The sequence below is a fragment of the Phyllobacterium sp. RCAM01083 genome (assembly GCF_055685835.1).
This window is the reverse complement of record NZ_JBVFZN010000004.1, coordinates 340,228-357,454: the sequence shown is the minus strand read 5'-3', so window position 1 is coordinate 357,454 and position 17,227 is coordinate 340,228. Positions and strand designations below refer to the sequence as shown.

Here is a 17,227-nt window from a genome sequence, read left to right as displayed (position 1 = left end):
CATCCCGGAAAAGATAAGTTGAGCTTATCTTTTTCGCAGAAATCATCTCTTTTGGGAAGGGAAAGCCTCGCTTACTTTAACCGGCAGCGCAGGAGACAGCCAATCCGGGGCAAGCGCGATCAACGAAACACCTGCCAAGGGAAGGCCCGCCATGTCGCGCCGACAGATGATTTTAGCTGCCTTCTTCTTCAATCCCCAAGGAGATCATCGCCTGTCGTGGCGGCACCCGCGTGCACCCGGCCGCGAATTCCTCGATCTGGATTATTACCGCCGACTGGCTGAGGCAGCGGAGCGGGCCAAGCTCGATACGATCTTCATCGCCGACCATCTCGGCGTTTGGGATACCTATGGCAGCGGGCTGGCGCATTATGCCAATCCCAGACTGGAACCTTTATCGCTGGTATCGGCTCTATCGGCTGTCACCAAGGACATCGGCTTCATGGTGACAGCGTCGAGTTCCTACAACGAGCCGTTCAACACCGCCCGCATGTTTGCTTCGATGGATCATATCAGCAGGGGCCGGGTCGCATGGAACGTCGTGACATCGGCGCTGGAAGAAGAGGCCGCCAACTTTGGCCGCGATGCCAATATCGAACATGCGGTCCGCTATGAGCGTGCCGCCGAGTTCCTCGACGTGGCCAAAGCCTTGTGGGACAGCTGGGAAGACGACGCGCTTGTCATCGACAAGGCAACCGGCCTCTTCGCCCATCGCGAATACGTCCATTATCTCGACCATAGGGGAAAGCATTTCAAGGTAAAGGGGCCGCTCAACGTGCCGCGACCGCCGCAGGGCCATCCGGTGATCGTCCAGGCCGGATCGTCCGATGCGGGCAGGAATCTGGCCGCGGCGCATGCGGACGTGCATTTTGCCGTCATTCGCAGCGAGGCGGAAGGACTGAGCTATCGCGCGGACATCAACAACCGCCTGGCGAAACACGGCCGCTCGCCGGAAAGCCTGAAGCTCCTGCCGGGTATCCTGCCAATCGTCGGCGCCTCGGCATCCGAGGCGCAGGAAAAACAGGACTATCTTGAGACATTGATGCTCGATGAAGTTGCCGTCGATCTTCTTTCCAGTTGGGCAGGGGTGGATTTGTCCCTCTATCCGCTCGATGGGCCCATACCGGATCTGCCCGACGAGGGCACGTTCAATGGCTGGCGCACCTGGCTCGCGCTTGTCAAGGACGACGCGAACAAGGGCCTTTCCATACGTCAGCTCGCCCGCAAGATCGCCAATACCGGCTCGGTTCCGCTCGTTGCGGGGACCCCTTCGCAAGTCGCTGATCAGCTGGAGGCCTGGTTCGTCTCGGGAGCGGCTGACGGGTACAACCTGATGTTTCCGCTGCTGCCGGAGGATTGGCTGAATTTCATGCAGACCGTGGTGCCGGAATTGCAAAGGCGCGGCTTGTTCAGAACGGAGTACGAGCCCGGCACCTTGCGCGACCGTCTGGGGCTGGCGCGGCCGCAGAATGCATTTGCTGCTCGTCGCGAAGCAATCGCCGGCGAGCCAGATCGCGTCCGGGCGGGAAAAACCGGAGTTCGACCATGAGCAACCGGAAAGTTCTCGCGATATCCGCAAGCCTTTCCGCCACGTCCAAGACCGCAAGGGTCGTGGAGGCGGTTCTGGACGAATTGCGCGGACAGAAAATCGAGGCGGAACACGTGGTTCTGCGGCATCTCGATCCCGGCGCTTTGCTGTCAGCCGACGTCCAGGCTCCGTCGGTGGCGTCTTTCCTGGAAAAGGTTGCCGCTGCGCATGGACTGATCATCGCCACGCCGATCTATAAGGCATCGTTTTCGGGTCTGCTGAAAGCGGGCCTGGACGTGCTCCCGCAGTTTGCACTGGCTGGAAAGGTTATCCTGCCGCTTGGGACTGGCGGCAGCCTCGCCCATGTCCTGGCGCTTGATTACGGTCTGCGCCCGGTGTTTCAGTCGATGGGCGCGCGCCATGTCGTCCAGTCGCATTACGTGTGTGAGAGCGATTTTCCCAAAGCCGGTGAAATGATATCGCTGCTCGACCCGCTTTGGGCCGCACTTCGTCACGCCTGCGATAACTTCATCTATTCCCTGACAGATGATGAAAGGGCTGCAATGCTTGGACATCCGCGCGGCCGTACCGTTGCGTAACTGGCGAAGAATTCAGACCACGCTGTCGCGGGAAGATATCGAAACTGACTATCAGCGTGTCGGCCAGCCGCTTTGCGGCTATGTGTTGCCGCGCGAACAGAAAGGTGTGCCGATCATCGGCTCGACCGATCTGACATGCCAAGCGTTTTGGTCCGGTTATCTGGCTATGAAGCGAACCTTGTGATCGTCCCCAACAGTGAGGAATTCCGTGGGAGGCGGTGACTGATAGACGTCATGTGTGCCGATTTCCTCGGGGTAATAGGAAAAGCCTGACAGGGGCGGCGGCTGCATGTCCTTGCGGGTCATGTCCTCGTGGCGGATGATCATGAACGGATCCGGAATGGCGGCGAGCAGGCGGCGCGTATAGGGATGGACCGGATTGGCGAAAATGCTTTGCCACGGACCTTCCTCAACGATCTGGCCAAAATACATCACGGCGACCCGGTCACTCATATGTTCAACAACACTCAGGTCATGACTGATCATGATGTAAGACAGGTCCAGCCGTTCTTTAAGGTCCAAAAGCAGATTGATAATCTGCGCCCTGATGGACACGTCGAGCGCGGAAACCGGCTCATCCAGAACAATGACTTTCGGGTCGAGGATCAATGCGCGGGCAATTCCGATGCGCTGACGTTGACCGCCCGAAAATTCATGCGGATAGCGCTTCGCCTGTTCCGGTTTCAATCCCACCATTTTCAGGGTCGTCGCAATACGGTCTTCGACTTCACCTTTGTTGCGCAACCCATGCAGCCTCAGCGGCCCAGCAAGGGCCGCGTGAATTGTCTGGCGTGGATTGAGCGACGCATAGGGATCTTGAAACACCATTTGAGCCATGCGTGCGCGTTGCATGCGTCCCGGCTGGGCCGCGCCGGTGATAGGCTTTCCATCAAAGGAAATGCTGCCCTGCGTGGGGTGCTGCAAACCCAGTATTGTCAGTGCCAGGGTAGATTTGCCACAGCCCGATTCACCGACAATGGACAGGCATTGGTTCTTGTGAAGGCTGAGGCTGAGATTATTGATTGCCCGCACAGCTTGATGCGAACGACGGAACAATCCCGCCGATACCGGGAAGCACACGCTCAGATTTTCAATATGCAACAGAGGTTGGGTTTGATCAGCCATGGTGGTAACACCTCACAAAGCTATCGTCCCCGAGAACGGATGGGCCCGGTACTGCGTCGCGGCAGATTGTTGAGGCGCGCGTACAGCGTGGTTCAAAACGGCAACCGGTGGGAAAAGCGGCAATCGATGGCACGATTCCTTCGATTTCCTGCAAAGGTTTGCGCTCGTTCAGCTTGCGCTGCCCCAAGACCGGCAATGAAGCGAGCAGGCCGTGCGTGTAAGGGTGAGCCGGATGGCGGAAGAGATCGGCGACTGCCCGTTCCTCAACGAGATGCCCCGCATACATGATGCCAACACGCTGGCACATTTTCGCGATAACGCCCAGGTCGTGACTGATCATCAGAACTGATGTACCGCGTTGATCGCAGAGTTCCTGCATCAGTTTGAGAATTTCCGCCTGAACGGTGACATCGAGCGCGGTCGTGGGTTCGTCGGCAATCAGCAGGTCGGGATGACAGGCCAATGCGATTGCAATCATCACGCGCTGGCGCATGCCGCCTGACATCTGGTGCGGATAGTTCTTGATGCGCTTGTCAGGAGCGGGCACTTGAACCTGTGCCAGTGCGGCGATCGCCTTGCGTTCAGCCTCGTGCCAGGTCGAGCCCTGATGCAAGACGAACATTTCGGCAATCTGACGTCCGACGGTCGCCAGCGGATTGAGCGCTGTCATCGGTTCCTGAAAAATCATCGAGATTCGATTGCCGCGCAGTTTGCGCAGCTCGCTGCCGTTCATCTTCAGAAGGTTCTGGCCCTTGAACAGGATTTCACCCTGTCCAACCGCAAGCGGCCTGTTGAGAAGACCTATCAACGACAAAGCGGTTATACTCTTGCCACATCCGCTTTCGCCGACAAGTCCGAACGTCTCGCCGGCACCGATCGAAAAAGAAACGTTTTCAACGACATTCAGTCGTTCTTGTCCAGAACGCATATCAATATGCAGATTCCTGACCTCAAGCAAAGGGGAAGCGCTCATGCCTTGCGTGTCCTCATATGCGGATCGAGGTAATCGCGCAGCCCATCTCCAAACAGATTGAGGCCGAGCACGGTCAGAAATATAGCGATCCCCGGGAATATGGCTGCCCAGGGTGCAACGGCGATCAATTCGCGTGCATCCGTCAGCATGCTGCCCCAACTGGGGAAGGGTGGTCTGATGCCGAGTCCCAGATAGGAAAGCGCTGCTTCGGCAAGAATGGCATCACCCATGCCAAGCGTCCCGATCACGAGGATGGGGCCGATCATATTGGGCAGGATCTGCGTGATCATGATGCGGATATCACTATAGCCAAGCGTCTTGGCAGCTTGCACATAGCCCTGGCTCTTCAGCGACAACGCTGACGAGCGTGCAATCCGGCAGGTCCATGACCAGTTGGTCAGTCCAAGTGCGATCAGCAAACTGCCGAGGCCAGGACCGAGAATGGCCATAATCGCCAACGCAAAAATCAGTGAGGGGATCGACAGCATCACATTGGTAAGCCCGCTGACGAATTCATCCCATCTTCCGCCGATATAGCCAGCTGATATGCCAAACAGCAGGCCTATGCAGCTGTTGATCAGCTGCGAGACGATACCGACCGTCAGCGACACACGGGACCCATAAAGCACCCTGCTGAACACATCGCGGCCTTGCGAGTCGGTTCCGAACCAGAAATCGGCATTCGGGGGCAATTCCGCATTCATCAAATTGGCATCAAGGATCGGATCGTGATGCACGAACAAAGGTGCAAACACGCCCAGCGTCAGGATAATCAGGCAGATGGCGCCACCGAAAAGAAGGTTGAAACGCAGTCGCATATCCGTCACCCGTGGCTGATGCGCGGGTCAATGACCGCGTAAAGAACATCGACAACCGTATTGATGATCAAAAACCACAATACAATCATGAGGATGGCACCCTGTACCACCGGTATGTCCCGCATGGAAACACTGTCGACGAGAAGGGAACCAAGGCCAGGCCATGAGAAAAGCTTCTCGATCACCACGGCCTGTCCCATCAAAGAGCCGAATTGCAGTCCAACCGTGGTGATGATCAACACCAGCGCATTGCGCATCAGGTGCCATGTGACGAGACGATAGGCATTCATGCCTTTCGAGCGGGCGGTGCGAATGAAGTCCGCGCTCATCACGTCGAGAACCGCCGCCCGCGTGGTACGGGCAAGCAGCGCCAGGGGTGCCACGCTGAGCGTCACGGCCGGCAGGATCAGATTGCGTATTCCGCCATCGCCATAACCGAAACTCGGCAGCCAGCCCAGTGTGAGTGCAAAGACATACATAGCCAGCAGCCCCAGCCAAAACTGCGGTAGCGACAGGCCCGAAACGGCTGCAATCATCGTGGCCGTGTCCAGAAGGCTCCCGGGTTTGAGCGCCGCGACGAACCCAAGCGGCACGCCAATGAGGATGGCAATCGCCATTGCAGCGATGGCCAGTTTTATGGTTGGCCATGCCCGCTCCAGCAACATGTGCGTGACGGGTTGGCGCGTACGGAAGGACTGTCCGAGATCGAGCTGCGCGAGATTGACGACGTAGCTACCGAACCGCTGATAGACGGGCTTGTCCAGCCCGAATTCCTTGTTCATCTGTTCGACGACTTTCGGATCATTGCGACCCTTGCCATCAGCGATCAGGCTTGATGTGAAGCTGCCCGGTATCACGCTGAAAATCACAAAGATCAGCAAAGATACCGCCAGAATGGTCGGTATCATCTGCAGAACTCGCCGAATGATAAATCGAAGCAACGGATCCATGTCCTTTCGTTCGGATGGCGGTCGCGTCCGCCTTGTCCGGTATAGTGGCCCCGATGCGTCCCTCACGCCGCTTGATGTTGGGAGATGAGGGTACGTGCGCAGCGCTTCACGCGAGATGAAAAGGCTGACCCGCCGTCATGTCGTTGACGGCGGGCAGGTCACCGTTGCTTCAGCGGCCCGATGGGGCGCCGTCGTCTACCCAGAGTTGTTCATAAGACTGGATGGCCAGCTCCGCCGAGTTTGGCTGCAAACCATGCAGCCAGGGCTGATAGGCCATTACCGCCTTGTTGTAGTTGAAGAACCAGCCGGGGGCCTCGTCCTGCAGCAGATTATTCGCCTGACGCAAAAGATCATTCTTCTGCTCTTCCGTCGGCGCGCTCAATGCTGCCTCATACAGTTTGTCAAAGTCCTTGTTGTTGAACTTGTAATAATTGCAGGCTGACTGTGAGGTCTTTGAATAGAAGCACTGCATCGCTGTCATTGGATCAGGACCGCTTTCCAGGGACCACATGAAGGACTGGAAATCACCGGCTGGAACCACCTCGGACAGAACAGCCGCTTCAACCGGCTTGGCTTTGACTTTGATGCCGACTTTGTCGAGCATCGGAATAATCGCTTCGACGATGGTCAAACCCCAGCTTTCGTTCTGGGTGGCTGTCAGTTCAAACTCAAATCCATCGGGATAGCCGGCTTCCTTCAAAAGCGCCTTGGCTTTCTCGGGATCATAAGGATAGGGTTTGGCGGCTTTATCGAAGGCGGGTGACGAAAGCGGCAACCAGCTCACAGCGCGATAGGCCTTATCCTTACCCAGACGCTTGATGATCAGATCGGAATCGATCGCATAGTTGATTGCCTGGCGGACCCGCTTATCCTGAAACGGCTTGAAGTCCACGTTGAAGCCGACGAGACGCGTATAGACCTCGGCCACTTCCAAGATATTCTTCGACAGTTCCGGATCATTCTTATAGGCAACATACTGCGCCGGTCCGAGCACGGAGACATCGACCTCCTTGTTGCGGAAAGCGACGTCGCGCGCCGAGGCTTCGCCCATGATCATGATGTTGATCTTGTCGGCATGTGGCTTGTCAGCTCCGTAGAACTTGTCCCATTTTTCAACGGTCAGACGTGAGCCCGGAATATATTCGGCGAACTTATAAGGTCCAAGGCCGATCGGATGACTCTTGAAACTGTCCTTGTCGGCTTCACCCGACGGATAGATCACCGTGCTTGGCTGCATGAGCTGGAACGCCGGATTGACGGGTTCATTGAAGGTGATTTCCAGCGTGAAATCGTCGATCTTCTTCAAGCCGGCAATATCCTTTGCCTTGCCGTCGGAATAGTCACTTGCACCCTTGATTGCGCCGATGTACCGCGCACCCGTATAGGCCTTGCCGGGCGTCATGATGCGCTTGTAGCTGTCGATGATATCATCGGCAGTCATCTTCTTGTCATTGTGGAAAAACGCGTCCTGACGCAGCTTGAACGTGTAAGTCAGACGATCAGCCGAAGCACTGACATCGGTTGCCAGATCCAGCACCGGCTTGTTGGCATTGCCATCCCAGGCATAAAGTCGTCGGTGAATGGCCTTGGTGACAAACTCATCCTGTGTTGCCGGGCTCGCCTGGTTATCAAGCGTGCCAAAGCTCGAACCATAGGGAGCAACGAAATTAATCGTGCCGCCTTTGCGTGGTTCTTCCGCGGATGCTGACATCGCCACTCCGGCAAGCAGCACGGCAGCCAGAGTTGATTGGAGCACGAACCGTTTGTACATTGAGTGTTTCCCCCTGTTATGATTATGCACGGTATTGGTAGGTTCTAGTCTCGCGTGAAAACGATTTCCCCGCCTCTCAAGGTCATATTGCACTGGGTTTCGTGCAGGATTTCTTCCGGTGTCGCGGTCAACAGATTGCGTGAGAAGATCGCGATATCAGCAACCTGCCCGGGTACCAAACGACCCTTGATGTGTTCCTGTTTTTGGGAGAAAGCCCCATATTCGGTATAAACGCGCAGCGCATCTTCGATGGAAACGGATTGCGCGGCATCCATCACCGTCCCTTTCCAGGTTTTGCGCGTCAGCATCGTGTACAAATTCGGAAACGGGTCGGGATGACAGACCGGGCTGTCGCTGCCTGTGGCAGGCTTGAAACCGAGATCGGCCCACGTCTTCAATGGATAGCTGGAGCGGCTGCGTTCATCACCCAGAACCGAAATGTAGGCATCACCGAAATCATAGATGAAAACCTGCTGGGGGCAGGGATAGATGCCTGCGTTCTGCATGCGATCATGCTGTGAGGACGTTGAAAATCCGCAATGTTCGATCCGGTGGCGACGGTTTGGATCAGGCGTGGCAGCAAGCGCCTTTTCATAAGCCGTAATCAGTTGTTCTATGGCCTGATCGCCGATGGCATGGCAGGCAAGTTGATAGCCCTTGTTATGGGTATCCATGACAAGATCCTGCAGTTCAGCATCTGGCAGCATCTGAATGCCGGTATTGTTATCGTCCCCGAGATAGGGTTTGGACATCCAGGCCGTACGCCCGCCCGCTGAACCGTCGAGGAAAATCTTGACGGCGCCAATGGTCAGCATGTCATCGCCAACCCCCGAGACAAGCCCGGCGCGATAACAGTCGGGCACAATCGATTTGCCGGGGTCGCCAAGCAAAACCAGCCAACTGCGGACTGGTAGCCGATTGTCACGCCGAGCAACCTGATAGGCGCGAATTTCGTTAAAGCCGGCAACGTGCCCCACCGCAGCATCCATGACCGACGTGATGCCATAGGAGAGCAGCATGTTCCCGGCTGTTTCGATCGCTTCGATCAATTGGTTTTCATCGGGATCAGGAATGGCGGCACGCAGAACGTCCTGGGCATTTTCAGCGACCATACCGGTCAAGACACCATTTTTCTGTTCGATCATGCCTCCCGACGGAGCGGCATAGGCTTCGTCGACACCCGCCTTGGCGAAAGCTACGGAATTGAAGATTGAAACATGACCACAGGCCCGCGTCAGCATGACCGGATGGTCGGGGGCCACCTGATCCAGCTCCGATTTCAAGGGGTGGCGGCCCGTATCCAGCTTGGTCTGGTCATAACCGCGCGCCAGAATCCATTCGCCCTTGGGAAGGCTGGCAGCTTTGGCTCCGATAGCGCCAAGCAGAGCGTCAAGTGTTGGAAGCTTAGCCGGCGTTGCATCGATCCATTGGAGTGTTAAGCCTGTAGAAATCAAATGCAGATGCGCATCGTTAAGGCCGGGCGTTGCGAATGCTCCGCGGAGATCGACGAGCTTCGTATGCGCGCCTCGCAGTTCCAGCATTTCAGCGGATGAGCCTGTTGCAAGGATCTTGCCTTGCCATATGGCCAGCGCTTCAACGACGCCTTCTTCGTATCCGCACCAGATGTTACCATTGTGCAAAATGCTGTCTGCAGCGACCAGTTTTGGTGGAGTCATGAAGCACGGTTCCCGTCATGCTTGTGTTTTTTTAAAGACTTCCATCATCTCAAATGGATTGCAAGCTACGGAAACCACATTATTTTTCATCGAATTGATATGCTGGCTGTCGATTGGTAAACAGATCGACGACGTGGGCGGCGATCTGCCGAAACAGTTGTATCAAGGCCAAAGTCTAACTCACGCAACGTCATTGGATTTGGGAATGTTGCTCGTTAGGATTACTCTTCCAATCAACGGGGTATTATGCTCATGACACCTGACGAGCTGAAGATAATACGGCGCGCCTATGCGATGCAGATCGCAGCAGCTGCAGGGATCGCTGACGAGCCCGTAGAGGACGCATTTGCGACCGTCCCGCGAGAGGACTACCTCGGGCCGGGACCGTGGCCCGTCCTGCGTTGGCAGGAAGCCTATACTCCGACGCCCACCGCCGACCCGGTTTATCTCTACACCGACAGTCTTGTTGGAATTCTGCCTGAACGGCATATCAACAACGGGCAACCCTCGCTGCATGCTTTCCTTCTTTCACAGAGCGCGTCGCGGGAAGGCGAACACATCGTGCATGTGGGCGCGGGCGTTGGCTATTATTCGGCGATTATGGCGCAACTCGTTGGTCCATCCGGCAAGGTGACCGCGATTGAGTATGACCCGGAACTTGCTGAAAGGGCCCGCGCAAACCTTGCCGGGTATTCGAACGTTTGCGTGATACAGGGCGATGGAAGCAAAGTTGACTTCGAATCCGCAGACCTGATCTATGTCAACGCGGGCGCTACCAAACCCGCAGATATCTGGCTCGACCGCCTCAAGGAAGGCGGAAGGCTTATCCTTCCGCTCACGACCGAAAAGGGCTTCAGCAGCGATTGGAGCAAAATACAACTCCATGGTGCCGTCTTTCTGATAACGCGCGAAGCAGAGACGTTTTGGGCCAGGTGGATATCACCGGTGGCGATCTTCCCATGCGAGGGGATGCGCGATGCAGCATCAGAAAAAGCGCTCGCGAGAGCCTTTGAGAGCGGCGACTATAAGCGGGTCGCTCGCCTCTATCGCACCGACGACATACCAACAGAACGCTGCTGGCTGCGGGCTCCAGGCTGGTCGCTTACCTACGATTGAGAGCCGGTTTCGAGCAAGAATGCATTTTCCAATATTCCATTGCGCCGGACAAGTCAGAGGATCGTTGCTCCCAGCAACCACAACCCGGCCAGGCACAACCCGACGCCGGATAAGCGGGAAAACCAGCGTCCCCTTGCCACAAGCTTTTCGGCAAGGACAAAGATTGCGACGGCTGCAATCCACAGGACATTCATCACCCCGCCGATGAAGAGCAAGACCATCAACGCCCAGCAGCATCCAATGCAATAGATGCCGTGGCGAAATCCAAGGGCAATGGAGCCCAACGGGTCACGCCGGAACCCGCCGTGCAGATGAATGAACATGACGGGTGCCTGGCACTGTCGGAGGCAAACATCCTTCAGGGGCGTCCATTGAAACAGCCCGACTGCGATGAGCGTAACCCCGCTGAAAATTCCGCTCGCGCTTGTCATCAGGGGGGTGAGCAGCAAGGTGCTCTCCAGTGCCCATTGACCAAGGGTCGCCGCACAGGCGAAAGCCGTCCAGGCCAGAAAATAGCCGGCAACGAAAAATCCCGTTGCAGCCAATGGCTTGCCCTGCACCTCGCCGTGACGGCCAACCCGCGCATAGAGCAAAATCATCGGTGCGGCGGAGGGGGTCATCATGCCGATCATCATGACCACCCACATCAACATCGTGACGGCAAATTCGGTCGTGGTCCACGACCGAAACCCGGACATCATCATCACATCGATGGAAGCGGCGTCCATGCCCTGCATTGCCATGCCATCATTGTTCATGTTCATGCTGCGCGCGAGCCAGAGAATATAGGCCCAGGCGATCATCGTGAGCACGGCAAGGGATGCGGCGACGATCAATCGATCGCGTCGAAGTACCGCTTCGAGCGCTGTGGCGCCCGTGGCATTCAATGCACGACACCACTCTGGGTCAGGTGCAGTCTGGCGAACTGCGCATGAGAGTTGGGAATAGACAGCTTCAGGGGACCTTGCGTCTCGGCCCATCCGCGCCCGACTTCGCATGTGTCATACTCAAAACCGTTTGGCAGATTGATGCGCGCGCGATGAGTCTGGCCCGTGACGGGGTTGAGGATCGGCTCGCCGCGAGCCTCGATCCATCCCGGAACGTTCAAGTGCGCCGCACGGCCATGCACATCCACTTCAAAATCTATTTTTGCAAAAACCGGGTCGTGGACTTTCTCGAACGTCGTCGAAAAGACCTGGAAGAAAGTCGCGCCGGGATCGGTATCCAATCCGCTCATGATGCGTAACAGCGCTTCCCGTTGCTCCGCCGAAGCGCGCTCGTCGACGATCGGCACGGCTTGGCCCTTGCCCTCATGGATCGCTCCGGGCCAGGCCACGATCATGGCGCATTTCAACCCGTCCAGTTTGGTGGTTCCGTGATGACCTTCTTCGATCGCAAGGGCTGCAACCGCGCAGCAATCCCCCTGGGTAGGCAAAGCGTTGAACTGACAGGGGCAACCATAGGCGCAGTTGCAGTGTACGAATTCACGGCCCACGAGAGTCCATTTAACGTCCGTCATTTTCTCCTCCTCATTATTGTTTTATTTTGTTCTTTGTTCTCCAACGGATATTTGACAGTTCATCCGGCGCTGGGCCTGCCTTGCAGGCAGAACAGCGTCGCTCTACCCAGCGATCTGCGAAGCGGCGGACATCAGTTCCTGCGGTGCCGGCACCCCAAACATATAACGGCCACCTTCGGGTACTTCGGTAAAGCTCCAGCGTACGATACCGTCACGATCGAGCAGAAACTCTCCCACGAGCTGACCTTCACCGGTGGCGATCATCTGGCGGTCGGCTTCGGAAAATTCGTATCCATCCAATTTGTCGAGAAACTCGACCGCTGCCATCGCATTCATCGGTTCGGGTAATTCGCCCGGCATCTCAATGCGCATATTCGTGACGGCCTCTGTGCTGATCTTGCGTGGCCAATCGCTTTCAGCCTCGGTGAATTCAACATTGGGCAGGCCGAATGCCCGGTGCGAGATCCGTTCCGGGTCGGATGCGGCCAGCAGGTTGGGCAATGGGTGATATCTGAAATAGAGCCGGGCGCGGTCGATTGGCGTATTCACCACGGTCAGACTGTCAATGCCTTTCTCGCGCAGGGCGCCTTCAAGCTGCGACATGGCTGTGATCTGGCGCCGGCAGAAGGGGCAATGCAAGCCACGAAACAGGCCCACCAATACCGGTTTGCGGCCACGAAAATCATCAATGGCGACTTTGCCCTGGCGGGTAATCGCGTCAAGCACAACATTGGGTGCCCGGTCGCCCGGCTGTAACGGTCCTTTGATATGAGGCTCCGACATATGCGTCATCCCCTTCCACTCGACTAATCGAGAAATGGCAATACGACAAGCGCTTCGGGGTCGAGCCCATGCTGTGCGCAGACCTCTTGCGCCATGGCGAAATATCGCTCCGCCTCGGCCAAATCATCGAGGTCGAGATTGAGCGTCGCCAACCCATCATAACACGGAAACAGCAATTGTGGTTCACCGATTTCGCGTGCCACGTCGAGGGCCTCATTGTAACATTCACGCGCCAGTTCCGGTTGATCGTGGCACTGATGAATTTGGCCGAGCACGATGAGGGGAACCGAGAGATGGTCGCGCTGATCCAGCGCCCGATCGATCTCGATTGCCTTTTCGGCCGCGGGCACGCCCTCGCTGATACACCGGTCGGTAAAGGTGCAGTAGGCCACGGCAAGATTGGCAAGAAGACGCGCCTGAAAGCCCAGATCGCCGATGCGGCGCGCCACCCCGAGCCCGCGCCGGCACACCCGGATCGCGCGTTCCGGATTGACCATGGTATAGAGCACCGACAGATTGGTGTAGCCGCGACAGGCTGCACTTAGAAGGCCTGCATCTTCAGCGACCTTGACACTGCGCTCCACCTCGCTCACCGCTTCCTGGCTCCGGCCAAGCCGTGCAAGCGCCACCCCTTTGGTGTTCAGCGCTTCGGCCGTAACCCGAGCAGTTTCGATGTCACTTTCGGCGCCGGCTTCAGGTGCCATGGTTTGAACAAAACGCAGTGCTTCGTCCGCCCACCGCACGGCGGCCGTGTGGTCGCCAGTGCGAAATGCAAGGCGGCCGCGTTCCTGCGCGAGATGCGCATGCTCGATCAACGGATCTATCCCTTCAAGCAGCGCTGCTGCCTCGGCATAGCGTGTCTCTGCTTGATCGCGTTTGCCGGAGTCCCAAAGCAATCGCCCAAGCTTGCGCAATATTCTTGCGGTAGCGGCGAGGTCACCCTTGGCGCGATGAATGTTAAGGACGGTCTGGTATTGTTCATCGGCGATATCGCGCTGACCTGCGGGTCCGCAGAGATCGGCAATGCGTTCGCGCAAGAGCAGCGATTCCGGCCCATGGTCACCAGTATTCGACAGGGCATCCAGTGCCTGCCTGTAGAGACGGACCGCGTCATCGTTGGCGTATGTCTTGCGCGCCCGGTCGCCCGCTGCCATCAGGTAGTGCGCACCTTTCGTCGTGGCGGCGGTTTGGCTGAAATGGTGACCCAACATTGCCAGATCTTCGAGACGTTCTGGATCGTCTCCATACAATCGTTCCAATGTATCGCCGATGAGCTCATGCATCTCAATGCGTCGTTGCAACAGGAGATTGTGGTAAATCACATCGTGAAGCAGCGTCTGGATGAAGCGGTAGCCTGGCGCCGATACCGGGTTTGCACCGGGAATTTCTTCGATGATTTCAGCATCGCAAAGGAGATCGAGCCCCGCTTCGACGTTTGCCGGGGCCACCGAAATGGTCTTCAATAATTCTGCATCGAAACGCGGCCCGATAACTGCGGCCTCCTGGGCCAACCTGCGCACTTCCGGCGGCAACCTGTCCATTCGGGCGAGCAACATTGCCTGTATGCCGACGGGAATGTCGGCAGCCGCCTCCCTGTTTGCCACCCGCCAATGCCGGTTGTCCCTTTGCACGGCTCCAACCTCAATGAAATGACGCACAATTTCCTCGATGAACAGAGGATTGCCGTTGGCGCGATCGACAATGCTGTTGCACAGATCGGCTGGCAATCCGCTGGAGCCGTGACCGAAGAATGCACTGAGCATTTTTCGACCGTCATTGGCGTGCAAAGGTGGGAGGCGCAGCGCCGTCAAGCTGATACGGCTTGAATCCAGCATATCCGTGTCAAATGCAGGCCGATGGGTTGTCAGCAGCATGAAGCGGCTGCGCTCCAGACGGTCCATCAAAAAGCGCAATGCCTCGAGTGATGCCGTATCTGCCCAATGGAGGTCTTCGACGACAAGCAGCAGGGGTGAACGCGCCAGGCGCTGCTCGAAAATAGTGCGGATTGCATAGAAGATCTGCCGGCGCAATTGCTCCGGTTCAACCTGATGCAGCACATCATCGGATTCGCCAAGACCGATAACGTAAAGCAGGAGTGGCATCAATTGCTTCACTTCACCGGCGGCAAGGCCAAGTTCGCTCAGCCCGGCGGCGAGCAAATCCTTTGTTTTCTCCGGTGATTCATTGGCGTTGATTTCATAGGCACTGCGCAACACAGCAGCGAGCGTGCCATATGACGGCTCACCGAGCGGTGAGCAGATGGCTCGCCGGACCACGACATTGGTGAAACGAGGATCATCACGCGTGTTTGCCAGGAATTCCTCGGTCAGGCGTGATTTCCCAATGCCTGCCTCGCCGATCAGCCGTACCAGTTGGGCTCGACCTGCGGCTGCCAGATCAAGACAGCCAAGCATACGGGCAAGTTCCTTTTCACGCCCGACCAGTGGCGCACTCAGGCCAAGTGTTTCGAGGCCCCGTGCGGTGCGGGGCTCCTCGAGTGCTCCCACCAGCCGATGTACGAGAACGCTGCCAACCTTGCCACGCAGGGCCTGGTCACCAAGCGAATCATAAGAGAATGCATGTCGCGTGAGGCGATAGGTCAGCGGCCCAACGAGGATCTCGCCCGGTTGCGCCATCGACTGCAGCCGTTGTGCGCTGTTCACCGTATCGCCCGTCACTGAATAGGATTTGGCGTTGCCCGCACCAAAGCCGCCGGCAACGACCGGGCCTGTATTGATGCCAACATGCAGAATCAGGGGCGAATGCGAGCGTGTTTGCCAGCGTTTTCCCACCATTGTGGCCCGGCTGACCATGTCCAGCGCCGCGTGGAGCGCTCGCTCGGGGTCGTCTTCATGCGCCACCGGTGCCCCGAACAATGCGAGCAGCGCATCGCCGATGAATTTGTCGACAAAGCCCCCGAAGCCCTGTACCGCCGCCGTCAGCTCTTCAAAAAGTTCGTTTTGGAGCGTTTGCATGACTTCCGGATCGAGTTGTTCGCTCAATGTGGTGAAACCGCAGAGATCGGCAAACAACACGGTAACGGTACGGCGATCCGCACCGGTTTCGGATTTTACCAGCGTGGGCCGGAGAGCTTGCCGGGACGATTCTTGCGGCCTTTGCAGGCCGCTGATTGTCGGCGGATCGGCGATCTGGGCTCCGCATTTTGGGCAGAAAACGAAGTCTGGTGGACACAGATATTCGCAGTTGGGGCACGCGCTGGCTTGTTTCGCGCCACATTTTGGGCAAAACGCAAAACCGCTTTGAACGTCAAAACCGCAACCCGTGCAGTTCATCGATATGACCTCGCAGGAACCCGGATGTACGATCCTGCCGCGCTTCGTCCCACGGGCTGGATTCCCCATTAAATAATGAACCTGCTGCGAGGGACTGGCAAGCGGCCCATAATATGAGAATGCTGGAGACAATCGGGTTGCAAGTGCTTTAGCAGGGCATTACTGAAGACATGTCGGCACCACTCCTCTTGGGTGCCGACATCCCCCACCCCAGGGAGAAGGTCTTGGGCCTTCACAACTTGGCCGGACCCAATGGTCCGGCCCTTTTCAAGAGATGTCCGAGCTGGGCTGCATGTCCGCGTTATCCGCCAGCGCTCAGGAGATCGTTTCTCCACCATCCACCACGAGCGCTTGCCCGGTAATGTAGGACGAACGATCTGAAACCAGAAACAGGATCGATTCGGCTATTTCCTCGACATCTGCCCAGCGCCCCAATGGAACCTGCTGTTGAACATAGGCTTCTATTGCACTGCGTCCGCCCATTTGGCCGATGAAAGGTTCGTTGAAGGGGGTGTCAACCCAACCGGGGCAAAGCGCGTTCACACGGATTCCAAATCGCGCGTAGTCGCCGGCCATTTGGCGGGTCATCGCGATGACAGCGTGTTTGGTGGTCGTGTATGCAATCATCTCGCGATCATAGAGCACGCCGGACGACGATGATGTATTGAGTATGACGCCTCTGCCCGCGGCTTTCATCACCGGCATGACAAGACGGGAGGCCATGAAATGCGCCCGAACATTGAGGCTCCAGGACCGGTCGAACCCTTCAACCGGCACCTGCTCGAGGTTGCCGGCAATCTGTGCTCCGGCATGGTTGTGCAAAATATCAATGCGCCCGTGCCTGGCGGCCACTGAAGATATACTTGCCGCAAGCGCCTCATCATCGGTCACGTCGACAACAGCAGTTTCCGCGTGTCCGCCCGCCTTGCAAATGCGGTCCACGACGATTTCCGCGTTCGCTGCATTGATATCAACGACGACCACATGGGCGCCTTCGCGCGCCAGAATGGCGGCACCGGCTTCACCGATTCCGGAGCCGGCTCCGGTGACTATAGCAACGCGATCTCTGAGGATCATGG

Annotated in this window: 15 protein-coding genes; 4 read left to right on the top strand and 11 right to left on the bottom strand. The window is 57.2% G+C overall.

Translation table 11 applies throughout. The features are described from left to right. Positions 1 to 151: 151 nt before the first annotated feature. From ACZ25R_RS05795 to ACZ25R_RS05785, 3 genes are read left to right on the top strand one after another with little or no spacing between them, the layout of a single operon-like run. Positions 152 to 1,546 (top strand): LLM class flavin-dependent oxidoreductase, encoded by a 1,395-nt coding sequence (locus ACZ25R_RS05795; protein WP_472460376.1) that lies wholly within the window; start codon positions 152 to 154, stop codon positions 1,544 to 1,546. Further along, positions 1,543 to 2,124, top strand: a complete 582-nt coding sequence (ssuE, locus tag ACZ25R_RS05790; protein ID WP_472460375.1) for an NADPH-dependent FMN reductase — start codon at positions 1,543 to 1,545, stop codon at positions 2,122 to 2,124. The genes ACZ25R_RS05795 and ssuE overlap by 4 nt, the downstream gene beginning before the upstream one ends. After that, entirely contained in the window at positions 2,093 to 2,308 is a 216-nt protein-coding gene (locus ACZ25R_RS05785) for a hypothetical protein (protein ID WP_472460374.1), read from the top strand. The genes ssuE and ACZ25R_RS05785 overlap by 32 nt, the downstream gene beginning before the upstream one ends. Here the strand turns inward: ACZ25R_RS05785 and ACZ25R_RS05780 are convergent. From ACZ25R_RS05780 to ACZ25R_RS05755, 6 genes are all read right to left on the bottom strand, one after another. Beyond that, positions 2,281 to 3,249: an ATP-binding cassette domain-containing protein gene (locus tag ACZ25R_RS05780; protein ID WP_472460373.1), complete on the bottom strand. Its 969-nt coding sequence runs from the start codon at positions 3,247 to 3,249 to the stop codon at positions 2,281 to 2,283. The two genes, ACZ25R_RS05785 and ACZ25R_RS05780, sit on opposite strands and share 28 nt — an antisense overlap. Continuing rightward, positions 3,242 to 4,222: an ABC transporter ATP-binding protein gene (locus ACZ25R_RS05775; protein WP_472460372.1), complete on the bottom strand. Its 981-nt coding sequence runs from the start codon at positions 4,220 to 4,222 to the stop codon at positions 3,242 to 3,244. Before ACZ25R_RS05775 ends, ACZ25R_RS05780 begins: the two co-directional genes overlap by 8 nt. Continuing rightward, a complete protein-coding gene (locus ACZ25R_RS05770; RefSeq protein WP_223614428.1) occupies positions 4,219 to 5,040 on the bottom strand; it encodes an ABC transporter permease in 822 nt (273 codons plus the stop codon). The genes ACZ25R_RS05775 and ACZ25R_RS05770 overlap by 4 nt, the downstream gene beginning before the upstream one ends. A gap of 5 nt (positions 5,041 to 5,045) precedes the next feature. Continuing rightward, on the bottom strand, positions 5,046 to 5,981 hold the full coding sequence (locus ACZ25R_RS05765; protein ID WP_472460527.1) for an ABC transporter permease: 936 nt from the start codon (positions 5,979 to 5,981) through the stop codon (positions 5,046 to 5,048). Between the two features lie 178 nt (positions 5,982 to 6,159). After that, positions 6,160 to 7,761, bottom strand: a complete 1,602-nt coding sequence (locus ACZ25R_RS05760) for an ABC transporter substrate-binding protein (RefSeq protein ID WP_223614426.1) — start codon at positions 7,759 to 7,761, stop codon at positions 6,160 to 6,162. 44 nt (positions 7,762 to 7,805) lie between these two features. Then, positions 7,806 to 9,437 (bottom strand): amidohydrolase, encoded by a 1,632-nt coding sequence (locus ACZ25R_RS05755; RefSeq protein WP_472460371.1) that lies wholly within the window; start codon positions 9,435 to 9,437, stop codon positions 7,806 to 7,808. Between the two features lie 252 nt (positions 9,438 to 9,689). Here ACZ25R_RS05755 and ACZ25R_RS05750 point away from each other — a divergent pair, with 252 nt between their 5' ends. Beyond that, the gene (locus tag ACZ25R_RS05750; RefSeq protein ID WP_472460370.1) at positions 9,690 to 10,553 is read left to right on the top strand and encodes a protein-L-isoaspartate O-methyltransferase family protein; all 864 of its coding nucleotides are present in this window, start codon (positions 9,690 to 9,692) and stop codon (positions 10,551 to 10,553) included. A gap of 53 nt (positions 10,554 to 10,606) precedes the next feature. On the opposite strand, the gene ACZ25R_RS05745 is transcribed toward ACZ25R_RS05750, so the two are convergent. From ACZ25R_RS05745 to ACZ25R_RS05725, 5 genes are all read right to left on the bottom strand, one after another. Further along, positions 10,607 to 11,440 carry a DUF2182 domain-containing protein gene (locus ACZ25R_RS05745; RefSeq protein ID WP_472460369.1) on the bottom strand — a complete coding sequence of 278 codons (834 nt, stop codon included), beginning with the start codon at positions 11,438 to 11,440 and terminating at the stop codon, positions 10,607 to 10,609. After that, positions 11,437 to 12,072, bottom strand: coding sequence for a DUF1326 domain-containing protein (locus ACZ25R_RS05740; RefSeq protein ID WP_472460368.1), 636 nt, complete (start codon positions 12,070 to 12,072; stop codon positions 11,437 to 11,439). The genes ACZ25R_RS05745 and ACZ25R_RS05740 overlap by 4 nt, the downstream gene beginning before the upstream one ends. Positions 12,073 to 12,174: 102 nt before the next feature. Beyond that, positions 12,175 to 12,855, bottom strand: coding sequence for a peroxiredoxin-like family protein (locus ACZ25R_RS05735; protein ID WP_472460367.1), 681 nt, complete (start codon positions 12,853 to 12,855; stop codon positions 12,175 to 12,177). Positions 12,856 to 12,878: 23 nt separating this feature from the next. Next, positions 12,879 to 16,148 carry an adenylate/guanylate cyclase domain-containing protein gene (locus tag ACZ25R_RS05730; RefSeq protein ID WP_472460526.1) on the bottom strand — a complete coding sequence of 1,090 codons (3,270 nt, stop codon included), beginning with the start codon at positions 16,146 to 16,148 and terminating at the stop codon, positions 12,879 to 12,881. Positions 16,149 to 16,463: 315 nt separating this feature from the next. After that, a complete protein-coding gene (locus ACZ25R_RS05725; RefSeq protein WP_472460366.1) occupies positions 16,464 to 17,225 on the bottom strand; it encodes an SDR family NAD(P)-dependent oxidoreductase in 762 nt (253 codons plus the stop codon). Between the last annotated feature and the right edge of the window lie 2 nt (positions 17,226 to 17,227).